Source organism: Comamonas serinivorans, from assembly GCF_002158865.1.
GTDB lineage: Bacteria > Pseudomonadota > Gammaproteobacteria > Burkholderiales > Burkholderiaceae_C > Comamonas_E > Comamonas_E serinivorans.
Genome location: NZ_CP021455.1, coordinates 2,974,434 through 2,993,454 on the forward strand (window position 1 = coordinate 2,974,434; position 19,021 = coordinate 2,993,454).

General features: G+C 68.8%; 18 protein-coding genes. 9 read left to right on the forward strand and 9 right to left on the reverse strand.

The genetic code is table 11. From position 1 onward, the window contains the following. Positions 1–5: 5 nt before the first annotated feature. A complete protein-coding gene (locus tag CCO03_RS12565; protein ID WP_087281549.1) occupies positions 6–1,211 on the reverse strand; it encodes a CaiB/BaiF CoA transferase family protein in 1,206 nt (401 codons plus the stop codon). A gap of 13 nt (positions 1,212–1,224) precedes the next feature. After that, on the reverse strand, positions 1,225–2,202 hold the full coding sequence (locus CCO03_RS12570; RefSeq protein WP_087284634.1) for a Bug family tripartite tricarboxylate transporter substrate binding protein: 978 nt from the start codon (positions 2,200–2,202) through the stop codon (positions 1,225–1,227). 110 nt (positions 2,203–2,312) lie between these two features. Here CCO03_RS12570 and CCO03_RS12575 point away from each other — a divergent pair, with 110 nt between their 5' ends. Beyond that, a complete protein-coding gene (locus tag CCO03_RS12575) occupies positions 2,313–3,260 on the forward strand; it encodes a LysR family transcriptional regulator (protein WP_087281551.1) in 948 nt (315 codons plus the stop codon). Positions 3,261–3,647: 387 nt separating this feature from the next. On the opposite strand, the gene CCO03_RS12580 is transcribed toward CCO03_RS12575, so the two are convergent. Then, the gene (locus tag CCO03_RS12580) at positions 3,648–4,712 is read right to left on the reverse strand and encodes a hypothetical protein (protein WP_087281553.1); all 1,065 of its coding nucleotides are present in this window, start codon (positions 4,710–4,712) and stop codon (positions 3,648–3,650) included. Between the two features lie 252 nt (positions 4,713–4,964). Here CCO03_RS12580 and leuB point away from each other — a divergent pair, with 252 nt between their 5' ends. Continuing rightward, positions 4,965–6,035: a 3-isopropylmalate dehydrogenase gene (leuB, locus tag CCO03_RS12585; protein ID WP_087281555.1), complete on the forward strand. Its 1,071-nt coding sequence runs from the start codon at positions 4,965–4,967 to the stop codon at positions 6,033–6,035. Between the two features lie 415 nt (positions 6,036–6,450). Here leuB and CCO03_RS12590 read toward each other — a convergent pair whose 3' ends face one another. From CCO03_RS12590 to CCO03_RS12615, 6 genes are all read right to left on the reverse strand, one after another. After that, positions 6,451–7,566, reverse strand: a complete 1,116-nt coding sequence (locus CCO03_RS12590) for a phosphotransferase (protein WP_087281558.1) — start codon at positions 7,564–7,566, stop codon at positions 6,451–6,453. Next, positions 7,563–8,684 carry an Rv3169 family protein gene (locus tag CCO03_RS12595; protein ID WP_087284636.1) on the reverse strand — a complete coding sequence of 374 codons (1,122 nt, stop codon included), beginning with the start codon at positions 8,682–8,684 and terminating at the stop codon, positions 7,563–7,565. The genes CCO03_RS12590 and CCO03_RS12595 overlap by 4 nt, the downstream gene beginning before the upstream one ends. Before the next feature lie 692 nt (positions 8,685–9,376). After that, complete coding sequence (locus tag CCO03_RS12600; protein WP_236903797.1) at positions 9,377–10,000, reverse strand: OmpA family protein; 624 nt, start codon at positions 9,998–10,000, stop codon at positions 9,377–9,379. A 469-nt stretch (positions 10,001–10,469) separates the two neighbouring features. Then, entirely contained in the window at positions 10,470–11,756 is a 1,287-nt protein-coding gene (locus tag CCO03_RS12605; protein WP_087281560.1) for a TRAP transporter large permease, read from the reverse strand. Between the two features lie 123 nt (positions 11,757–11,879). Beyond that, positions 11,880–12,395: a TRAP transporter small permease gene (locus tag CCO03_RS12610; RefSeq protein ID WP_087284640.1), complete on the reverse strand. Its 516-nt coding sequence runs from the start codon at positions 12,393–12,395 to the stop codon at positions 11,880–11,882. Between the two features lie 131 nt (positions 12,396–12,526). Next, positions 12,527–13,519 (reverse strand): TRAP transporter substrate-binding protein, encoded by a 993-nt coding sequence (locus CCO03_RS12615; protein ID WP_087284642.1) that lies wholly within the window; start codon positions 13,517–13,519, stop codon positions 12,527–12,529. 460 nt (positions 13,520–13,979) lie between these two features. On the opposite strand from CCO03_RS12615, the gene CCO03_RS12620 reads away from it, so the two are divergent. The 7 genes from CCO03_RS12620 (at position 13,980) to leuD (ending at position 18,653) form a co-directional block, all read left to right on the forward strand. Further along, positions 13,980–14,642: a gamma-glutamylcyclotransferase gene (locus CCO03_RS12620; protein ID WP_087281562.1), complete on the forward strand. Its 663-nt coding sequence runs from the start codon at positions 13,980–13,982 to the stop codon at positions 14,640–14,642. A 360-nt stretch (positions 14,643–15,002) separates the two neighbouring features. Next, positions 15,003–16,433, forward strand: a complete 1,431-nt coding sequence (gene leuC / locus CCO03_RS12625; protein WP_087284644.1) for a 3-isopropylmalate dehydratase large subunit — start codon at positions 15,003–15,005, stop codon at positions 16,431–16,433. 190 nt (positions 16,434–16,623) lie between these two features. Further along, positions 16,624–16,836: a hypothetical protein gene (locus tag CCO03_RS12630; RefSeq protein WP_087281564.1), complete on the forward strand. Its 213-nt coding sequence runs from the start codon at positions 16,624–16,626 to the stop codon at positions 16,834–16,836. Between the two features lie 209 nt (positions 16,837–17,045). Continuing rightward, positions 17,046–17,462, forward strand: a complete 417-nt coding sequence (locus tag CCO03_RS12635) for a hypothetical protein (RefSeq protein WP_087281566.1) — start codon at positions 17,046–17,048, stop codon at positions 17,460–17,462. Positions 17,463–17,464: 2 nt separating this feature from the next. Continuing rightward, positions 17,465–17,770: a putative quinol monooxygenase gene (locus tag CCO03_RS12640; RefSeq protein ID WP_087281568.1), complete on the forward strand. Its 306-nt coding sequence runs from the start codon at positions 17,465–17,467 to the stop codon at positions 17,768–17,770. A 9-nt stretch (positions 17,771–17,779) separates the two neighbouring features. After that, complete coding sequence (locus tag CCO03_RS19810; protein ID WP_157667670.1) at positions 17,780–17,950, forward strand: hypothetical protein; 171 nt, start codon at positions 17,780–17,782, stop codon at positions 17,948–17,950. A gap of 52 nt (positions 17,951–18,002) precedes the next feature. Then, positions 18,003–18,653, forward strand: coding sequence for a 3-isopropylmalate dehydratase small subunit (gene leuD / locus CCO03_RS12645; protein ID WP_087281570.1), 651 nt, complete (start codon positions 18,003–18,005; stop codon positions 18,651–18,653). Positions 18,654–19,021 lie beyond the last annotated feature (368 nt).

The following is a 19,021-nucleotide window of genomic DNA, read 5'->3' on the forward strand; positions in this document are numbered from 1 at the left end:
TGCCATCAGGCCGGGTTCGGCGCGCCATCGCCGATGATGTGCGCAGCCTGCAGCGCGTCGATGTCGCCGGCTGAATAGCCGGCGTCGAGCAGCACGGCCCGGCTGTGCTCGCCCAGACGCGGCGGCGCCCGCCTGGGAGCGGGCCGCTGGCCACCGAACGCGATCGGAAAGCCCACGGCGGGCATCTCGCCCAGCGTGCTGTGGGTGGTGTGGGCGACCAGGTCGCGGGCGGCCAATTGGGGGTGGTTCAGGGCCTGTGCGATGGTGTGGATGGGCGAACACGGCACGCCCACGGCGCGCAGCGCATCCAGCCAGTGCTGCACGGGCTGCAGACGCACGCGCTCGGCCACCAGGGCCACGGTGGCATCGAAGTGCGCGACGCGCGCGGCGTTGGTGGCAAAGCGCGGGTCATCGCGCTGGGCCGCCAGCCCGACCACGGGACAAAAGCGGCGCCACTGGGCGTCGTTGCCCACGCCGATCAGCAGCGGGCCATCGGCCGCCTCGAAGGCCTGGTAGGGGCACATCGCCGGGTGACCCGTGCCCATGCGGCGCGGCAGCTGGCCCGAGACCCAGTGGTTCTGCGCCACGTAGCCCATGAGGTTCATGGCCGTGTCCAGCAGCGAGACCTCGACCCGTTGCCCCTGGCCCGTGGCCTGGCGCTCCATCAATGCCGCCAGCACGCCGCTGAAGGCCAGCATGCCGGTGGCGATGTCAACCGGTGAAAAGGTCGCGCGCACCAGCGGACCGCCCTCGTGCCCCATCACGCTGACCATGCCACTGAAGGCCTGCAGCATCACGTCGTAGCCCGGTTCCTGGCCCAGCGGGCCGTCGCGCCCGTAGCCTGAAATCTCGCAGTACACCAGCTGCGGGTTGAGGGCGGACAAGGTGTCGAAGTCCACGCCCAGCCTGGCCGCGGTGCCGGCGCCAAAGCCCTGCAGCACCACATCGGCCTGCTGCGCCAGGCGCTGCACCACAGCCTGGCCGCGCGGCGACTTGAGGTCCACCGCCAGGCTGCGCTTGTTGTGGTTGACGGCGAGGAAGGTGGCCGACTCGCCGTGCTTTTGCGGCTGCCAGGCGCGGGTGTCGTCGCCCACGCCCAGGGGCTCGACCTTGGTGACCTGGGCCCCCAGGTTGCCCAGGTACTGCCCGCACAGCGGACCGGCCAGCACCTTGCTCAGGTCCAGCACGCGAAGGTGTTCAAAGGCTTGCATGGCGGCTCCTGGATCAGACCGGGCGGATGCCGATGGACTGGCCCAGCGCCAGCCACTGGGCCGCATCGGCCAGCACCTGCTGGTGCACGCGTGCCGGCTCGATGACCAGCGCCTCGGCGCCACGCGCGGTCAGCGCGGCCTGGTACTCAGGCTGCAGCATGGCCTGGTACAGCGCCTGGCGCAGGCGCGCCAGCACCGGCGCGGGCGTTCGGGCGTGCACCTGCAGCGACAGCCAGAACTTGAGGTCGACGGCCGGCAAGCCCGCCTGCTGCATGGTGGGCACGTCGGGGACCAGCGGCAGGCGCTCGCCGGCCGTCACGGCCAGGCCTTTGAGCTTGCGGCCCTGGATGAGGCCAACCGAGGTCGTCAGGCTGTCGAACAGGAAGTCGACGTTGCCGGCCATCACGTCGGCACTGGCCGGTGCGCTGCCCTTGTAGGGCACCGGCACGGCCTCGATGCCGGCGGCCCGCAGGAACATGGCGCCATACAGGTGGGACGAGCTGCCGCCGCCGAACGTGGCGTAGGTCAGCCGGCCGGGCTGCCGGCGGGCCAAGGCGACCAGCTCGGCCACGGTGTTCACCCCCAGCTTGTCGGGGTGCACCACCAGCACGTTGGGCACCACCGAGGCGATGCCCAGCGTCACCAGGTCGCGGCCCGGGCTGTAGCGCAGCTGGGGGTAGAGCAAGGGGTTGATGGCCTGCATGCCCACGGTGTTGAGCAGGATGCTGCCGCCATCGGCCGGGGCATCGACCACCTGCTGGGCGCCGATGTTGCCATTGGCACCGGGTTTGTTCTCCACGATGACCGGCTGCCCCAGGGTCTTGGCCAGGTGCAGGGCCGCCAGCCGCCCCGTGAAATCGCCGGGCCCGCCAGGCGCAAACGGCACGACCAGGCGCACCGGTGTGTCGGTGCTGGCCTGGGCCCACAGGGGTGTGGCGGCGGCCAGCGCGATGCCGGCCTGCGCCAGAACATGGCGGCGTTGGGGGTTCATGGGTGTCTCCATCGGGGTCATGCCGCGACTGTGAGGGCGCACGCCATAACCGTCAAAGACGGAGTGTTGATGAAGTTCATAATGAATGCTTATGTCTCTGCCCCACTCCCATGTCGCTTGACGTGCGCGGCCTGCGCTGCTTCCTCGCCGTCTGCACCACGCAGTCGATGACGCGTGCCGCCGAGGCCATGCACATGGCCCAGCCGGCCATGAGCATGCAGATCAAGAACCTGGAGGCCCAGCTCGGCGTGGTGCTGTTCGACCGCGGCCAGCGCGGCACCACGCTGACGCCGGCCGGGCGCCGCTTCGAGCTGCGGGCGCGCGAGCTGCTGGACGCGCTGCAGGGCGCCATCGACGAGGTGCGCGGGCTGGACGCGCGCCCTGCCGGCCCCGTCACGCTGGGGTTGCCGCAATCCATGTCGCGCCTGCTGACCGTGCGCCTGGTGGCCGACACCCTGCAGCGCTGGCCCGACATCAAGCTGCAGGTGGCCGAGCTCAGCAGCGGCTTCGTGCCGCAGCTGCTGGCACGGGGCGAGCTCGACATCGGCATGACCTTTGAGCGCCACGACAGCCCGAACATGGCCTATGCCCAGGTCGCCGAGGAGCAGCTGGTGCTGGTGGGCCCGCCGGGCGCGCTGCCGCCAGGCCCCGGCGGCACGCTGAGCACTGTGCCGCTGGCGCGCCTGACGGCGCTGCGCCTGGTGATGCCGGGCCGCGAGCACGGCCTGCGCATCCTGATCGACCGCGTGGCGCTGGCCAACCAGGTGGCGCTGGACCCCGTGGCCGAGGTGAACGCCATCCACCAGATCCTGGACGTGGTGGCCAGCGGCGTGGCGCACAGCGTGTTGTCGTATGCGGCCGTCACCCAGGCCCACCAGGCCGGCCGGGTGTCGGTCGCGCACATCGTTTCGCCCGAGCTGGTGCGGCCCATCTACCTGGCCGGCACCCTGAACCAGGAGCCCACGGCCGCCGTGTCGGCGGTGCGCAACCTGGTGCGCGACACCACGCGGGCCCTGATCGCCTCGGGCGAATGGCCGGCCGTGCGCGCCCCGGCCTGAGGCCCTCGCGCTGCGCCCTGCGCCCGCACACCAGCCGCGGTGCTGGGGCCAGACCAGCGTAACAGGTCGCACGCGATGGCCGCGCGGCATCCGGCATGCGCCGCGCCGCCTGCTCGCCAAGCGCGCGGCGGCCCCTTCGCGCCCTTCACGCGCGTGTCACCTGTCGCCGAGTGCCCGCGCCCCTGCCGCGCCCCCGGCGCAGCGTTCATCGCCCAGGTCCGGGCAAACCGGCAGGCCAGCAGGCGCTGGTCGAAGCGCCACCCTGTGCGCCGCAGATGGCACACAGTGTGCATGTGAAATTGAAGTATGGCGCCATTTCCGATATCTAAAGAACGGCAACAGCCCTATACCCCATTCCGCCATCGGCCATCGATCGCCAATCGCGCGTCAGAACGTCTGCGCCCCGCGCGGGCGCACACGCCAGGTGAAGCGGTCGTCGCCCAGGTCCATGCGGGCCAGTACCTCCAGCACCAGCGCGCGGTTGTGCACCATCAAAGCGCCTTCCCACAGGCCATTCCAGGCGTCGAACACGGCCGTGTGCAAGGGCGCCAGGCCCGCCATCACGCGCCAGCTCGTCTGGTGGATGAGCACGGCGTCGCCGGATGCCTCCCAGGTCAGCGCATCGCCCTGCCCCGCCGCCATGCCGGCCATGAACCGCGCAAAGGCCTGCGGGCCGTCGCCCTGCACGCCCAGCAGCCGGGCCAGCTGCGCGTGGTGCTGCATGCCGATGAGCTGCGCCGCGTGACGCCCGATGTGGGCGGCCTCGGCCGGGCCCAACAGCTCGGCCAGGCGCGGCAAGGCGCTGCGGATGTACTCCATGGCGTAGCTGCGGTTGGCCTTGGCCAGACGCGCCGGGGTCCACACGGCCGGGTCCAGCTGCGGGGCGGCAGCCTCGTCAAACGGCGGCGGCACTTCGCCGGGCCGGAACTGCAGGCGCTCGTCGGGCGCCAGTTCGCGGTCGTGCTCCAGGAAGTAGCCGGCCAGGCCGTGCTGGCCATCCATGGTCTGCGCCGTGCACACAAAGCCCAGGCGGGGGTTGTTCAGCGACACGCCGTTGTGCGCGTACCAGCCGCGCAAAATGCCACGCGACACCTCGCTGGGCACGCCGCAGATGGCGGCGCCGTCGTAGATCCAGCGCGGCGGCACGAAGCGTACCCAGGCCTTGCGGTCGGACTCGCGCATGAACTCCACGTGCACGCCGCCGATGCGGTTGGACAGGTAGTGGTAGGCCGCCGCCGCCACCGCGTCGGGCAGGCCGGACAGGCCCAGCTTGTCGAAGCTGGACAGGAACTTCTCGTGGTGCTGGTGGCGAAACACGCGCGCCATGAACTCGCCCGCATCGTGCCGGCCGCGCTGCGACGACACGGCCAGGATCAAGCCCGTGAAATAGCCGTGGTACAGCGTGGCGGCGGCCTGCAGGGCTTGGGGGGTGGGGTTGTTCTGGGTCGTCATGGCCACTTTCGATGTCGGGCAGCGGGGCTGCGGGCCAGGCGTCGCGCCGGCCCGCGCAGATGGCGCGCAGGATAGCCGGCCGACGCCAGCGGCCTGTCACCTTCGCTGGCCGCGCCGGCAGCCATCGCCACCCGCGCAGCCGCGCATCGCCAGGCACCGCGCACCGGGCGGTCCGGCTTTGGCACACTTGAGGGCTTTGGCGCGGCCCGCCCGGGCCCGCTGCCCCCTGTTCCTCCACCCGCTTTCGCAGACATGAAAATCGCAATCCTCCCCGGTGACGGCATTGGTCCTGAAATCACGGCAGAAGCCGTCAAGGTGCTGAACGCGCTCGACCTGAAGTTCGAGATGGAAACCGCGCCTGTGGGCGGCGCCGCCTACGAAGCCAGCGGCCACCCGCTGCCGCCAGCCACGCTGAAACTGGCCAAGGACGCCGACGCCGTGCTGTTCGGCGCCGTGGGCGACTGGAAGTACGACACGCTGGATCGCCCGCTGCGGCCCGAGCAAGCCATCCTGGGCCTGCGCAAAGAGCTGGGCCTGTTCGCCAACTTCCGCCCCGCCATCTGCTACGAGCAGCTCACGCACGCCTCCAGCCTCAAGCCCGAGCTGGTGGCCGGCCTGGACATCCTCATCATCCGCGAGCTGACGGGTGACATCTACTTCGGCCAGCCGCGCGGCCGCCGCACCGCCGTTGACGGCCACTTCCCCGGCAGCGAGGAAGCCTTCGACACCATGCGCTACTCGCGCCCCGAGATCGAGCGCATCGCCCACGTCGCCTTCCAGGCGGCGCAAAAGCGCAGCAAGAAGGTGACGAGCGTGGACAAGGCCAACGTGCTGGAGACCTTCCAGTTCTGGAAAGACGTGGTGACGGAAGTCGGCCAGCAGTACCCCGACGTGCAGCTGGACCACATGTACGTGGACAACGCCGCCATGCAGCTCGTCAAGGAACCCAAGAAGTTCGACGTGGTCGTCACCGGCAACATGTTCGGCGACATCCTCAGCGACGAGGCCTCGATGCTCACGGGCTCGATCGGCATGTTGCCCAGCGCCAGCCTGAACGACCAGAAGCAAGGCCTGTACGAGCCCAGCCACGGCAGCGCCCCTGACATCGCCGGCCAGGGCGTGGCCAATCCGCTGGCCACCATCCTGTCCGCCGCGATGATGCTGCGCTTCAGCCTGAACCAGCCCGAAGCTGCCGACCGCATCGAGACCGCGGTGAAGGCCGTGCTGGCCCAGGGCCTGCGCACGCCCGACATCTACAGCGCCGGCACCACCAAGGTCGGCACGCGCGAGATGGGCGAAGCGGTGCTGAAGGCGCTGAAGTGAGGCCTTGAAGCCCGGCCGACCCGCTTGCGCGGGGGGCCTGGCGGGCGTGGTTCCCGTGGGACAACCACGCTGTTGGATCGACTGCGCTGCGGGCTGTTCACCTGAGCCTGCAGCGAGGCCCCTGGAAGCGGCCTGGCGAACAGGCGCTCATCGGCACCCCGGACCACACGGCAGCAGGCGCGACGCGGCCACCCGACCCTGGGCGCATGCCAGATGCGCAGCCTGGTGCGGTCGGTGAGCGAAGCTGGCGGACGGCGTGTGCCCATCGGGTCAGCCGCCATCGATTCCGAATGCATCAAGCAGTATGGCCTGATTCCCGTTCAAGCAACAACGGGAACCAGGCCATACTGCATTTCATCTCAACAACGACGCATCGCAGCGGCAACGGCCGCCTGGTCGCGTCGCTGGCCGTGCCTCAGGCCGTGGCGGCGCTCAGCGCTTCGATCAGCTCCAGCGTCTGCAGCGCGCGCATCTGGTCGCAGTGGCGCTCGGTGAGGACCTGGAACAGCACGTCGCCACGCTCGGTGCGCGAGGTGGTCACGATGGCCAGGATCGCCTGCACCAGGCCCTGCGGCGCAAACAGGCGGTAGTCGCGCCAGCAGTCTTCGGCCGAGTAGTGCTGCACGCCGCGCTGGCACAGCTGCGCGTGGTAGCGCTGCACCAACGCGCGCTCGTGCAGTTGGCGCGCCTCGGGCTTGAGACCGCAGCCAAGGAAGAAGGACACGTCGGTCATGCCCGGGCGGATGAGCACGGTCTGCCAGTCCACCACGCAGATGTCGCCCGCACCGCCCTGGATGCGAAACATCATGTTGTCGAGCCGGAAGTCACCGTGGGTGATGGTGAGCGGCGCCTGGTGCAGCGCGTAGTACGACTCGGCCAGGCCGACGAAGCGGGCGATCAGCGCCAGATCGGCCTCGCTGAGCTTGTGGCGGTAGATGTCCAGGAAGATGGGCAGCTTCTCTTTCAGGAGGATGGGCAGGTTCGTCATCATCAGGCTGCGGTCCAGCCATTCGTGGCGCAGGATGTCCTCGCTGCCCCAGAACGGCGCGTGCAGCTGCGCGGCGGCGTCCATGGCCCACTCGGCCTCTTCCACCGAACAGCCCTGCAGCTGGTCGCCATAGGTGCAAGGCGCCACGTCCTCCATCAGCAGGCAGAAGTCCCGGTTGTCGTCGGTGAGCTGGGCATACAGCGCGCGCGGCACCACCTGCGGGATCTGCGGCGCCACCTGCTGGTAGAACTTCACCTCGCGCTCGTACAGCCGCCCGCGCAGGCCAGTTTCGCGGCTCACCAGCCCGTCGGACGGCAGCTTGACCACCAGCGAGGCCGGCCTGTGCGCGCCCGTGGCGCCTGCGGCATAGGTCACGTCGATGCGCAGGTTTTTGCCGATCATGCCGTTGCCGATGCGCTCGGCCCGCACGGACTGCACCCGGCGTTGCGGGTCGGGCTGGTGGTGTTGCAGCACGGCGTTCACCCAGTCGGCGGTGATCTGGTCTTCGTGGGTGATGAACAGGTCGTCGGGGGCGCGGGTCATGGGCGGGTCTCCTGGGGCAGGTCCATGAAGCCGTGCAGGTTCAAGGGGTGGTAGGGGCCGAACACCAGTTGCTCGAGCACGCCGGCGCCGCGCACCGCCTGGCCGTCCGGCAGGCGCAGCTCGGCATCGACGTAGGCCTGGATGTGCAGGTGCAAGGGGAAGTCGCAGTCCTTCACGGCCTCGGTGTCGAAGGTGTCGTAGGCGAACGACAGCGGGCCTTTGTTCAGGCCATGGCCATGGTCGGGGTGCAGGTAGCCCAGCCCCGACATGTAGAACTTCCAGCGCGGGGTGAGCACGAGGTCGGTGTGCTGGCCGTCCTCGTGCGCGTAGCGGATGGTGGCCTTGGCCAGGTGCCGCGAGCCCGGCTGCAGCTCGACCTGCGCCGTGCAGTCCTGGACATGCGTCACCGTGCCCTGCTCCAGGTCGCCAATCACGCCGCCCACGTTCCACGGCTTGCCGGTTTCGTCGGCATTGAGCGCGAACAGGCTGAAATGCGTGTCGAAGTTGATGGGTGCCCAGAGCCAGAAAAACTGCGGCGGTACCGACGGGGCCATCTCCTGCGGGTCTTTCAGGCCGATGCTGCGCACGCCCCACGAGCGGTCGCGCGTGCCCCAGAAGTCATCCGGCCTGATGGAAATGCGCTCGCCCGCGATGTCGATCCAGCCCTCGTAATGGCCGTTTTGCGTCATGCGCGTGTAGTCCATCAGCGTTCTGGGGCCGGCGCGGCGGATGAAGCGCGGCTCTTCCACCACCGGCGCGCGCGCGTGAAAGGTGATCTGGCCGGTGATGGGCGAATCGTTGGCGCCGATGGTGATGGCCAGCACCTCCAGCGGCTGGACCACCTTGACGGCGAAGGCGCCAATCTGCGTGTCCATGCGCTCCATGCCCAGGTGCTTGGAAAAGCGCAGGTTGTGCTGCTGGCCCCGGTGCACCACGCAAAAAGCACCGTCCATGATGTTCAGGTGCGGGTAGACGCCCAGCGCGGCCGAGAAAAACGTGGTGCCGGCGCGGTTGTAGCCGTTGAAGAAATAGCGGTCGTAGAAATTGCGATCGGTCCCCGCATACGCAATGGGCTCGCTGGTCTGGTGAACGGGGAAGTCATCGCCTTGGGTAATCACATGGGTCTCCTGTCGGTCACGGGGGAGCAAGACGGCCTGGCTCAGAGGCCGCTCGCGTGGCTGCATGAAGGCCTGCGCGGTGTCAGCGTCCAGCAACCGTGCAGACGCCGTACGGGCGCCATGCAGACGTCGTGTGAACGCCGCGCGGACGCCGTGCAAACTCGCACGACAAGGCCGTGACTGCACCCTTGTCCAACACCCATCCCCACTGCACCGCCCTGCCACAGGCATTCCAACGCAGCGCAGGCCAAGCGGCATTGGGGGCGCTACCAGTGCAGGCGCTGCGGGTGTCGCCTGGGTGTCGCCTGGGTGTGCCCGCAGGCGTTCAGCTGGCGGGGGTGCGGCGCCCGCTCGCGAAGAGGCCAAAGCCCGCAAGCGGCTGGGGCTGGCCTGCCCCAGCGAACCCGGCGCACCGATCGTTGCGCCCTTCGCAAAGCGGCAGGCCGGGCCCGGCGCATGACCCATGGCGTGCGGTCGGATCGCGAGGCTTGGGCCGGCAGTGCATCCTGCAGCTCGCTCGGGGCCGCGGTGAAAGCCTCGCGGACCTGGCTCACGAGGACTGCGGTGTCGCCTGCCACACGTACACCCCTCTGAATCCAGCGCGCCCAAAACAAAAGGCCTGATGCAGGGCATCAGGCCTTTGGTCAGGGGTATCAACCGCTTGGCGTCATGGATTGAACGCCAACATGGGTTTACTCCAGGCGGACTTCAACGCGACGGGCTTCGGCGTTGCTGCCGGTGGCGGTGGTCACTTCGGGCTTGCGCAGCTCGACCTTGTCGTCGCCCACGCCCAGGCGCACCAGGGTGTCACGCACGGCGATGGCGCGCTGCTTGGACAGTTCTTCGTTCAGCGCAACGCTGCCCGTGGTGTCGTGGAAGCCACTGACCACGGCCTTTTTGCCAGCGGCCACGCCCTGGATCACGGCGGCCAGCGCCTGGTCGGCACCGTCGGCCAGATCGGCCTTACCCGAGGCGAAGTAGAACTTCACGACCTCGCCATCGACGACCACGCGCGACTCGTCGTCGCGCAGCTGCAGCACGGCCACGCCCACGGTGCCCGTGGCGGCGGCATCGCCCGAGGCGCCGGTGTTGGCAGCAGCGCCGGTGTTGGCAGCGCCCGCGGCACCCGTGTTGGTGGCATCGCCCGAGGCGCCCGCGGCGGCGGTCGAAGACCCGGCGGAGGCGTCACCCGCGCCCTTCATGGCTTTGCTGACGCCAATGCCAAGGGCCAGACCGACGGCCAGCACGATGGCCCCGATCAAAACGGCCCAGACCACGGGGCGGGTGTCGTCATCGTCGTCGCGTTGCGAACTCATGGGAATGGCTCTCCAAACAAACAAAAAAATGCACCACCTCGCCGGCAGGTGGCCGGCGGCACGGTGATGGACAAAACCGCGCGATTGTAAATTGCCCGCATGTCCACGCCACACGGCAAACCGAGCGATCTGTCGCGTGGCGTGCACGCAGCTGGCCGTGGTGGCAGCCCGGCAGGCCCGCCTGCCGGTGCGTGCGTCCAGTCACATGGGGTATGGCCTTGCTGCCGATTTACCTTCATCGCAAGTCCACCCATACTGCTACAAATCTGTGCGGCGGTTAGCGCCTCAGACAGCCACGCGCGCACGGCCCGCTTCTGCCGCGATGCCGACGCCCCCTGCGCACACCTACAGCCAGCACACGCTGAGCATCGGGCCGGGGCCAAGCTCCGCATCGGGCTTGGCCCAGGATACGCACCCCGAGGGGGCCGGGGACCGATACCGCTCTGCTGCAGCGAAGCCGGTCAAGCACCTACTGGAAGCCCAGCAGGTGCGGCAGCCAGGTCGACAGCTGCGGGATGAAGGTCAGCAGGCACAGCACCACGAAGTGGGCCACGAGGAACAGCGGCATCTCGCGCGTGAGCGCGCCGATGGGCACGCGCGTGGCGACCGAGGTGACGAACAGCAGCCCGCCCACGGGCGGCGTGATCATGCCCAGCGTGAGGTTAACGATGACCACCATGGCGAAGTGCGTGGGGTCGATGCCCAGGCTGAACGCGATGGGCGCCAGGATGGGCACCAGGATCATCACGCCCGGCAGCGGCTCCATGAAGATGCCGAACAGCAGCAGCAGGATGTTCACGGCGATCAGGAACATCACCGGCGAGAGGTTCCAGCTGACGATGAGCTCGGACAGGTACTGCGGGATGCCCTCCACCGTCAGCACCCAGGCAAAGGCCGCCGACGTGGCCATGACCAGCAGCACCGAGGCCGTCAACATGGCCGAGCGCGACAGGATGCCGGGCAGCGCCGACCACTGCAGCGTGCGGTAGACCCACTTGCCGCAGACGAGGGCGTAGAAGACGGCCACCACCGACGCCTCGGTCGGCGTGAAGATGCCGAAGCGGATGCCCACGACGATGAGCACGATGAGGCCCAGCGCCGGCACGGCCTTGACGCTGTTGAGCCACATCTGGCGGGCAGTGGGACGCGGCTCGGTCGAGCGGTAATCGCGCTGTTTGCACACCCACCAGTTCACCACGGCCATGGCCAGGGCGATCACGATGCCGGGGATGAAGCCGGCCACGAACAGGCCGCCGACGGAGACGTTCTCGTCCTGCAGCGCATAGATGATCATGCTGACCGAGGGCGGGATGATGGGCCCGACGATGGCCGTGCTGGCCGTGAGGGCCGCGGCATAGGGGCGGCTGTAGCCGGCCTTGTCCATCATCTTGACCATCATGGAGCCGGGACCGGCCGCGTCGGCCAGGGCCGAGCCCGAGATGCCCGAGAACAGCGTCAGCGACAGCACGTTGGCGTAGCCCAGGCCACCGCGCAGGTGGCCAACGAACTGGGCCGCAAAGCGCAGCAGCACGGCGGTGAGCGCGCCGCCCGACATCAGCTCGGCCGCCAGGATGAAGAACGGCACCGCCATGAGCGGGAAGTTGTCGATGCCGGTGAACATCTCCTTGAACACGATGAGCTGCGGGTAGCGGCCGCCCACGAGCACGGCCAGCGAAGCCGAGATGCCCAGGGCGAAAGCCACCGGCACGCCCAGCGCGAGCAGGACGATGACGGCGATGAAAAGCGTGAGGGCCATAAGCAGGTCTGACGGGGCGGGCGCCCCAAAGGCGGTGGGTCGTGGGCCGGGTTGCTGCGGAGCCTGACGAGGCGACTGGCCTGGCGCAGCGGCTGTGAGCGTGGTGAGCAGGCGTGGCGGGCGTCAGATGGACGCGGCCGCGTCGGCGTCCATTTCGTCGGAATCGGCGTACCGGCCATCGGCGATGTAGCCGCGCGCGACGAACAGCAGGTGCACCAGCATCAACACAAAGCCCACGGGCATGGCGGCGTAGATGTAGGCGATGGAGATGTCGGTGGCCGCCGTCGTCTGAAAGCGCGTGGCGTAGACGTACTGCGACGACGCCACCACCATGACGACGAAGAACAGCGCCAGCCCCAGCACGATGAGGCCGCGCACCGTGCGCGCGGCACGGGCGCCGACACTGCGGTGCAGGTTGTCGATGGCCACGTGCCCGCCAAAGCGCAGCACCAAGCCGGCCCCCAGGAACGTGACCCAGATCATCATGTGGCGGGCCACCTCTTCGGCCCAGACGATGGAGTCGCCCGTGGTGTAGCGCAGCACCACGTTGGCGAACACGATGCAGGCCATCGCGGCCAGCAACACGATGAGCAGCCAGCGGTTGGCGGCGACGAGGGCGCGTTCGATTCGGTTGAACATGGACAAGCGGAGAGAACTGTGGGGGTCACCCGAAATCCATCAAATCATGGTGTATGGGTCAGTTTCCGTTATCAACTAAACGGGAACCGCCTCATACCCCAACATGACAGGCCTTTCGGGTGCGCGCCGGATCACTTGGTCGCGGTGATCGCGTCCAGCGTCTTCTGGCCAAACTTCTTGGCGTATTCCTTGTAGGCCGGCTCCAGCGCGGCGCGGAAGGCGGCCTGATCCACCTTGTCCACGACCTGCATGCCGTTCGCGCGGGCTTCTTCCACGCCCTTCTTCTCGACCGCGTCGACGAAGGCGCGCGACGCCAGGGCGCCCTTCTTGGCCCCCTCGGTCAGGGCGGCCTTCTCGCCCTCGCTCAGCTTGCCCCAGAACGCGGGCGACACCAGCAGCGCCACCGGCGCGTAGACGTGCGAGGTCAGCGTCAGGTGCTTTTGCACCTGCCACAGCTTGGCCGAGGCCAGCACCGACACCGGGTTCTCCTGGCCGTCGATCGTGCCCTGCTGCAGCGCGCCGATCACCTCGGGCCAAGACATGGGCGTGGGCGCGGCGCCCAGCGTGCGGAAGGCGGTGATGTGCACCGGGTTCTCGGTCACGCGGATCTTCAGGCCCTTGAGGTCGGCCACGCCCTTGACCGCGTGCTTGTTGTTCGTCAGGTGGCGAAAGCCTTGCTCACCCCAGGCCAGCGCGACCAGGCCGCGCTTTTGAAACTTGGCCAGCAGCTCCTGGCCAAAGGCGCCGTCCAGCACGTGGCGGGCGTGCTGGGTGTCGCGGAACAGGAAGGGGATGTCGACCACGCCGACATCGGGCACGAAGTTGCTCAGCGCGCCCGTCGAGACGATGGCGATCTCCACCGTGCCCAGCTGCAGGCCTTCGACCAGCTCACGCTCGCCACCCAGGGCCGACGAGGCGAACTGCTTGAACTTGACCGAGCCGCCCGTGGCCTTCTCAACCGAGTCGGCCCAGGCCTGGGCCGCGGCGCCGTAGTGCGAGTTGACGGCCAGCGCGTAACCGATCTTGGCCTCCTTGGCCTGGGCGAAAGCGGTGCCCGAAGCCAGGGTCAGGGTGGCCGCACACAGGGCGGAAGCGGCGGAGAAGGTGCGGCGGGAAACGCTCATGATGGGCTTGCAGAAGTGGGGAAAAACCAAAAATTGTAGCCAGTCGCTCTGGAGACCCTGCGCGCCCCGAGCCGCCCATGCCGCTGCGGCGGCATTGCGGGCCGCGAATGGGTGCCCGGGCGCGGGCGGCAGGCCCCGCTGCGTGCCCCTTGCCCGCCTTATGCCCATGCCGGGCGCTTGCGCGGTTGCGCGCCATGCCCTGCCGTGCCACCGTGGCGTCCGGCCACGGGCCGATCCCGGCGCTGCAGCAGTCGTCAAGGGCCCCCGCGCTCGCCAGCGCGGCGGGCGTCCTGGCTTGCTCGCCCAACCTGCAACACCTTGGACCGTCGCTGCCGATGCGCATCGCGTGTTCAAACCAGGGACAGCGACTCCAAGGCCCCACCACGACAAGACAGCACGATCCGTGCGTGACTGCGGCGCGACGGCCCGCCTCGCGCCGCCGCGGTTGTACAGTCAAGCCATGTCGTCCACGCCCCCTCGCCTGCCGTTGCATGCGCCGCGCCTGACGCCCGCCGAGGCCGCGCGCGAGCCGCGCCAACGCCCCTCTTCCGCCGAATGGCTGGCCCGCGTCGAGCAAGACTGGGGCGGCACGTCCGACCTCTGGGTGTTCGGCTACGGCTCGCTGATCTGGCGGCCCGAATTCGACAGCAGCGAGCAGCACCTGACCGTGGTGCACGGCTGGCACCGCGCCCTCAAGATGTGGAGCCGCGTCAACCGCGGCACGCCCGAACGCCCGGGGCTGGTGCTCACGCTGCTGTCGGGGGGCAGTTGCAAGGGCATGGCGTTTCGCCTGCCGCGGGCCCAGGCGCGCGACGACCTGCACCGCCTGTGGGCACGCGAGATGCCCAACCAGGGCGTCTACGATCCCAAGTGGCTGCACTGCGTGACGCCTCAGGGCCCGGTGAAAGCGCTGGCCTTCACGCTGTCGCGCCAGAGCCCCAACTTCACCGGCGAGCTCACGCCCGAGCAGTACCGCGACATCTTCGCCCAGGCCAGCGGCCGCTACGGCACCACGCTGGACTACACGCGCGCCAGCTACGACAGCCTGCTCGCGCATGGCATCCGGGACCGGCACCTGGCGCGCCTGCTGGGCCATGTCCACCCCACGGCCAGCGCCGACTGACGCGCGCCGGCACGCAGGCTCACCCGCCGCCTCAGGCGCGCTCCAGGTCCGCCGTCCGCGGACGGGTCCGTCGCCGAGCCCACGATCCACCGGCATCGGCCATCCCGCGTGGCGCGATGGCCTATCGCCTCGCTAGCGTCGATTACGCGGCCCTGGATGCAGCAAGCACCCCATCCCCTGCAGCGGGTCGGCCGGCCGCACGCGAACCCGGGCTTCGCCGCACACGCCAGCAGCCTGCGCGGCTGACGCAGCCTGACGCGCATCGGCCCCCTAGAATTCCACCCATGTTCGCGACGCGGGTATGCCTTGAGCACGACCCGCCACGCGCCGCCAGCCACCGAACCCCAGCGAAAGACCACGATGAGCAACACCGCACGCACGCTGTACGACAAGATCTGGGACGAGCACGTCGTTCGCACCGAGGAAGATGGCACCGCCATCCTCTACATCGACCGCCACCTGGTGCACGAAGTCACGAGCCCGCAAGCCTTTGAAGGCCTGCGCGTGGCGGGCCGCAAGCCCTGGCGGGTCTCGTCCATCGTGGCCACGGCCGACCACAACACCCCCACCACGGGCTGGGAGCGGGGCTACGACGGCATCGAAGACCCGATCAGCAAGGAGCAGATCGTCACGCTCAACGACAACATCGGTGAGTTCGGCGCCGCGGCCTTCTTCCCCTTCATGAACAAGCGCCAGGGCATCGTGCACGTGATCGGCCCCGAGAACGGCGCCACCCTGCCCGGCATGACCGTGGTCTGCGGCGACAGCCACACCAGCACGCACGGCGCCTTTGGCGCGCTGGCCCACGGCATCGGCACCTCCGAGGTCGAGCACGTGATGGCCACGCAGACGCTGTTGGCCAAGAAGGCCAAGAACATGCTGATCCAGGTAAACGGCAAGGTGGCCCCGGGCATCACGGCCAAGGACATCGTGCTGGCCATCATCGGCAAGATCGGCACCGCTGGCGGCACGGGCTACACCATCGAATTCGCCGGCGAAGCCATCCGCGACCTGAGCATGGAAGGCCGCATGACCGTGTGCAACATGGCCATCGAGGCCGGTGCCCGTGCCGGCCTGGTGGCCGTGGACGACAAGACCATCGAGTACGTGAAGGGCCGTCCGCTGTCGCCCACCGGCGTGGAGCTAGAGCAGGCCACCCGCTACTGGCGCACGCTGCATTCGGACGACGGCGCCCAGTTCGACACCGTGGTGACGCTGAACGCGGCCGAGATCGTGCCGCAGGTGACCTGGGGCACCAGCCCCGAGATGGTGCTGGGCATTGACGCCCGCGTGCCCGATCCCGACAAGGAAAAGGACGCCAACAAGCGCGGCGCCATCGAACGCGCCCTGGTCTACATGGGCCTGGAGCCGAACAAGGCGCTGGCCGACATCACCATCGACAAGGTCTTCATCGGCAGCTGCACCAACAGCCGCATCGAGGACATGCGCGCCGCCGCCGCCGTGGTGAAGAAGCTGGGCCGCAAGGTCGCCTCCAACGTCAAGCTGGCCATGGTGGTGCCGGGCTCGGGCCTGGTGAAGGAACAAGCCGAACAAGAAGGCCTGGACCAGATCTTCAAGGCCGCCGGCTTTGACTGGCGCGAACCCGGTTGCAGCATGTGCCTGGCCATGAACGCCGACCGCCTGGAGCCCGGCGAGCGCTGCGCCAGCACCAGCAACCGCAATTTCGAGGGCCGCCAGGGCGCCGGTGGTCGCACGCACCTGGTGAGCCCGGCCATGGCCGCCGCGGCCGCCGTGCACGGCCATTTCGTGGACATTCGCCGCTTCACCTGATGCACCAGTATGCAGGGTCAGTCGTTCATCCTGATTGGCCTACCCCTGCATACTGCAAATTTTGATCACCCAAGCCCAGCATGCCTGCGGATTTGCAGGCTCCCCGTGCCCCGGGGGCAGGGCTTGCGGCATCATGTGCCCCAGGTGTGCAACACCAACCCCTGACAACCCGATCGTTTAGGAGATCACCATGAAAGCTCTGACCGCCGCCGCCATCGTGCTGGCCACCCTGGGCCTGACCGCCTGCAACACCTGGGAAGGCGCGAAGCAGGATGCCCGCGTCGTGGGCGACAAGACCGTCGATGGCACCAAGAAAGTCGGCCGCGCCGTGGGCACCGGCCTGGAAAAAGCCGGCGAAGGCATCAGCGGTGCCGGCGAAACCGTGAAGGACAAGAGCGAATGAGCCCTGCCGGCTGAACCGCCAGGACCGGCGCCCGTGCGGCGCGGTCCTGCACCAGTGGCCGCCCTCATGCGGCCGGGCTGACCTGCCGCCTAGGCCCAGGACCCCCGGTACAACGGAGCGGTAGGCCAGCCGGCCCCGTCCTTCGTCCGCCGGCCCTGCCCCAGCGCCCGACGTTCGGCCTTCCCCTGAATTCCCTCACGAGCCTGCCCATGTCACGCTTTTCCACGCCTCGTCGCCTTGCTGCCCTGGCCCTGCCGCTGGTCGTGCTGGCGGCAGCCGGCGGCGCGCAGGCCCAGGCCCACCGCGCCTGCATGATCGAGGCCGACAAACGCGTCATGTTGCGCCCGGCCTACACGGCCGAATGCTACGAAGCGGCCAAGGGTGTGCGGCGCGCCGTCATCCACGACCGCTGCGAGGGCGTGGGCAAGACCTCGGCCTACTTCGGCGGCAACCACACGCTGCTGACCTGGCTGCCCCAATGCCCCCGGCGCGGCGCCGATGCCGTCTGCCGCGGCGCCCTGGACGGTGACGCCGACGTTTACTACTACGACCGCGGCGCCGGAGCGCTCGATGCCCTGGCCGAGCAGTGCGAGGACGAAGGCGGCACCTGGAAGGCGCTCGACTGACCATGGCCCAGCAGCTCATCATCGGCACCTTTCGCCTGCCAGCCCAGGGCCTGAACGCCGCCCGCGACGCCATGCAGGCCATGGTGGCCGCCTCGCGTGCGGAAGACGGTTGCCTGATGTACGCCTATGCCGAAGACGTGCTGCAACCCGGGCTGATCCGCGTGACCGAGCTGTGGCGCGACCAGGCCGCGCTCGACCGGCATTTCGCGACGCCGCACCTCGCCCAATGGCGCGCCAGCTGGGCCGCGCTCGGCATTGGCGAGCGCGCCCTGACCGCCTACGCCGTGAGCGGCGCGCAGCCCACCTGAGGACCCGCCATGGCCAACGCCTCCCGCGCCCCCGCATCCGCCACCCACAGCGAACGGCTTGCCGCGCTGACGAAGCGACTTCACCGCGCTGGCGCGGCCAATGCCGAACCATGGGCGTTCAGCGCAGTCTCGGACAGCCGATCAGCAAGCAGTATCCCCACCTTCCCGTTTCATGAATAACGGGAGCCGCCGCATACCCCGACAAAACCAATCCTTCGCCACGAGTCACACCATGGAAAAATTCACCGTTCACACCGGCCTCGTTGCCCCGCTAGACCGCGAGAACGTCGACACCGACGCCATCATCCCCAAGCAGTTCCTCAAGTCGATCAAGCGCACCGGCTTCGGCCCCAACCTGTTCGACGAATGGCGTTACCTGGACCATGGCGAACCCGGCATGGACCCGGCCAGCCGCAAGCCCAACCCCGAGTTCGTGCTGAACAAGCCGCAGTACCAGGGCGCCTCCGTCCTGCTCACGCGCAAGAACTTCGGCTGCGGCTCGAGCCGCGAGCACGCGCCGTGGGCGCTGGACCAGTATGGCTTTCGCGCCATCATCGCGCCCAGCTACGCCGACATCTTCTTCAACAACAGCTTCAAGAACGGCCTGTTGCCCATCGTGCTGAGCGAGTCGCAGGTGGCCCAGCTGTTCGACGAGGTGTACGGCTTCACCGGCTACCAGCTGACCATCGACCTGCCGCGCCAGGTCATCGTCAAGCCCGACGGCGGCGAGATCGGCTTCGACGTGCAGCCCTTCCGCAAGCATTGCCTGATCCACGGCCTGGACGACATCGGCCTGACGCTGCAGCACAAGGACGAGATCAAGGCCTTTGAAGCCGCCCGACTGGCCAGCAAGCCCTGGCTGGCCCACACCATGGTGGGATGATCTCCGCCTAGCGGCAAGCAGCATGGGGCCACTGCCGTTGTTTCGACAACGGCAGTGGCCCCATACTCTTTTGAGCATCTCGGTGCACCCGATCTGATCGACTCACAGCTGCAGCCGATCAGGTGCGCCCCGCGTGGTGGCCGCACGACGCCACGCGCAGAGCAGCAGGCGGATGCCAACGCCGGACCTCCGCAGTGCCACGCCCGTCTGCGCCCGGGCCGGCGAGGCCGGCCTGTTCTGTGACACACGCAAAGGCCTGTGATCTGCAGCGTGGCCACCGCGCCGTTTGCTGACTGCGAGCAACAGACCCAGGCTGGCGACAGCGGCAGACGACACGATAGGCCAGGCCAAGTCAGGTCAGCCTACCC

Coding starts and splice junctions, on each gene's coding strand:
- CCO03_RS12565 (WP_087281549.1), bottom strand. CDS start 1,211: ATGCAAGCCTTTGAACACCTTCGCGTGCTGGACCTGAGCAAGGTGCTG.
- CCO03_RS12570 (WP_087284634.1), bottom strand. CDS start 2,202: ATGAACCCCCAACGCCGCCATGTTCTGGCGCAGGCCGGCATCGCGCTG.
- CCO03_RS12575 (WP_087281551.1), top strand. CDS start 2,313: ATGTCGCTTGACGTGCGCGGCCTGCGCTGCTTCCTCGCCGTCTGCACC.
- CCO03_RS12580 (WP_087281553.1), bottom strand. CDS start 4,712: ATGACGACCCAGAACAACCCCACCCCCCAAGCCCTGCAGGCCGCCGCC.
- leuB (WP_087281555.1), top strand. CDS start 4,965: ATGAAAATCGCAATCCTCCCCGGTGACGGCATTGGTCCTGAAATCACG.
- CCO03_RS12590 (WP_087281558.1), bottom strand. CDS start 7,566: ATGACCCGCGCCCCCGACGACCTGTTCATCACCCACGAAGACCAGATC.
- CCO03_RS12600 (WP_236903797.1), bottom strand. CDS start 10,000: ATGAGTTCGCAACGCGACGACGATGACGACACCCGCCCCGTGGTCTGG.
- CCO03_RS12605 (WP_087281560.1), bottom strand. CDS start 11,756: ATGGCCCTCACGCTTTTCATCGCCGTCATCGTCCTGCTCGCGCTGGGC.
- CCO03_RS12610 (WP_087284640.1), bottom strand. CDS start 12,395: ATGTTCAACCGAATCGAACGCGCCCTCGTCGCCGCCAACCGCTGGCTG.
- CCO03_RS12615 (WP_087284642.1), bottom strand. CDS start 13,519: ATGAGCGTTTCCCGCCGCACCTTCTCCGCCGCTTCCGCCCTGTGTGCG.
- CCO03_RS12620 (WP_087281562.1), top strand. CDS start 13,980: ATGTCGTCCACGCCCCCTCGCCTGCCGTTGCATGCGCCGCGCCTGACG.
- leuC (WP_087284644.1), top strand. CDS start 15,003: ATGAGCAACACCGCACGCACGCTGTACGACAAGATCTGGGACGAGCAC.
- CCO03_RS12630 (WP_087281564.1), top strand. CDS start 16,624: ATGAAAGCTCTGACCGCCGCCGCCATCGTGCTGGCCACCCTGGGCCTG.
- CCO03_RS12635 (WP_087281566.1), top strand. CDS start 17,046: ATGTCACGCTTTTCCACGCCTCGTCGCCTTGCTGCCCTGGCCCTGCCG.
- CCO03_RS12640 (WP_087281568.1), top strand. CDS start 17,465: ATGGCCCAGCAGCTCATCATCGGCACCTTTCGCCTGCCAGCCCAGGGC.
- CCO03_RS19810 (WP_157667670.1), top strand. CDS start 17,780: ATGGCCAACGCCTCCCGCGCCCCCGCATCCGCCACCCACAGCGAACGG.
- leuD (WP_087281570.1), top strand. CDS start 18,003: ATGGAAAAATTCACCGTTCACACCGGCCTCGTTGCCCCGCTAGACCGC.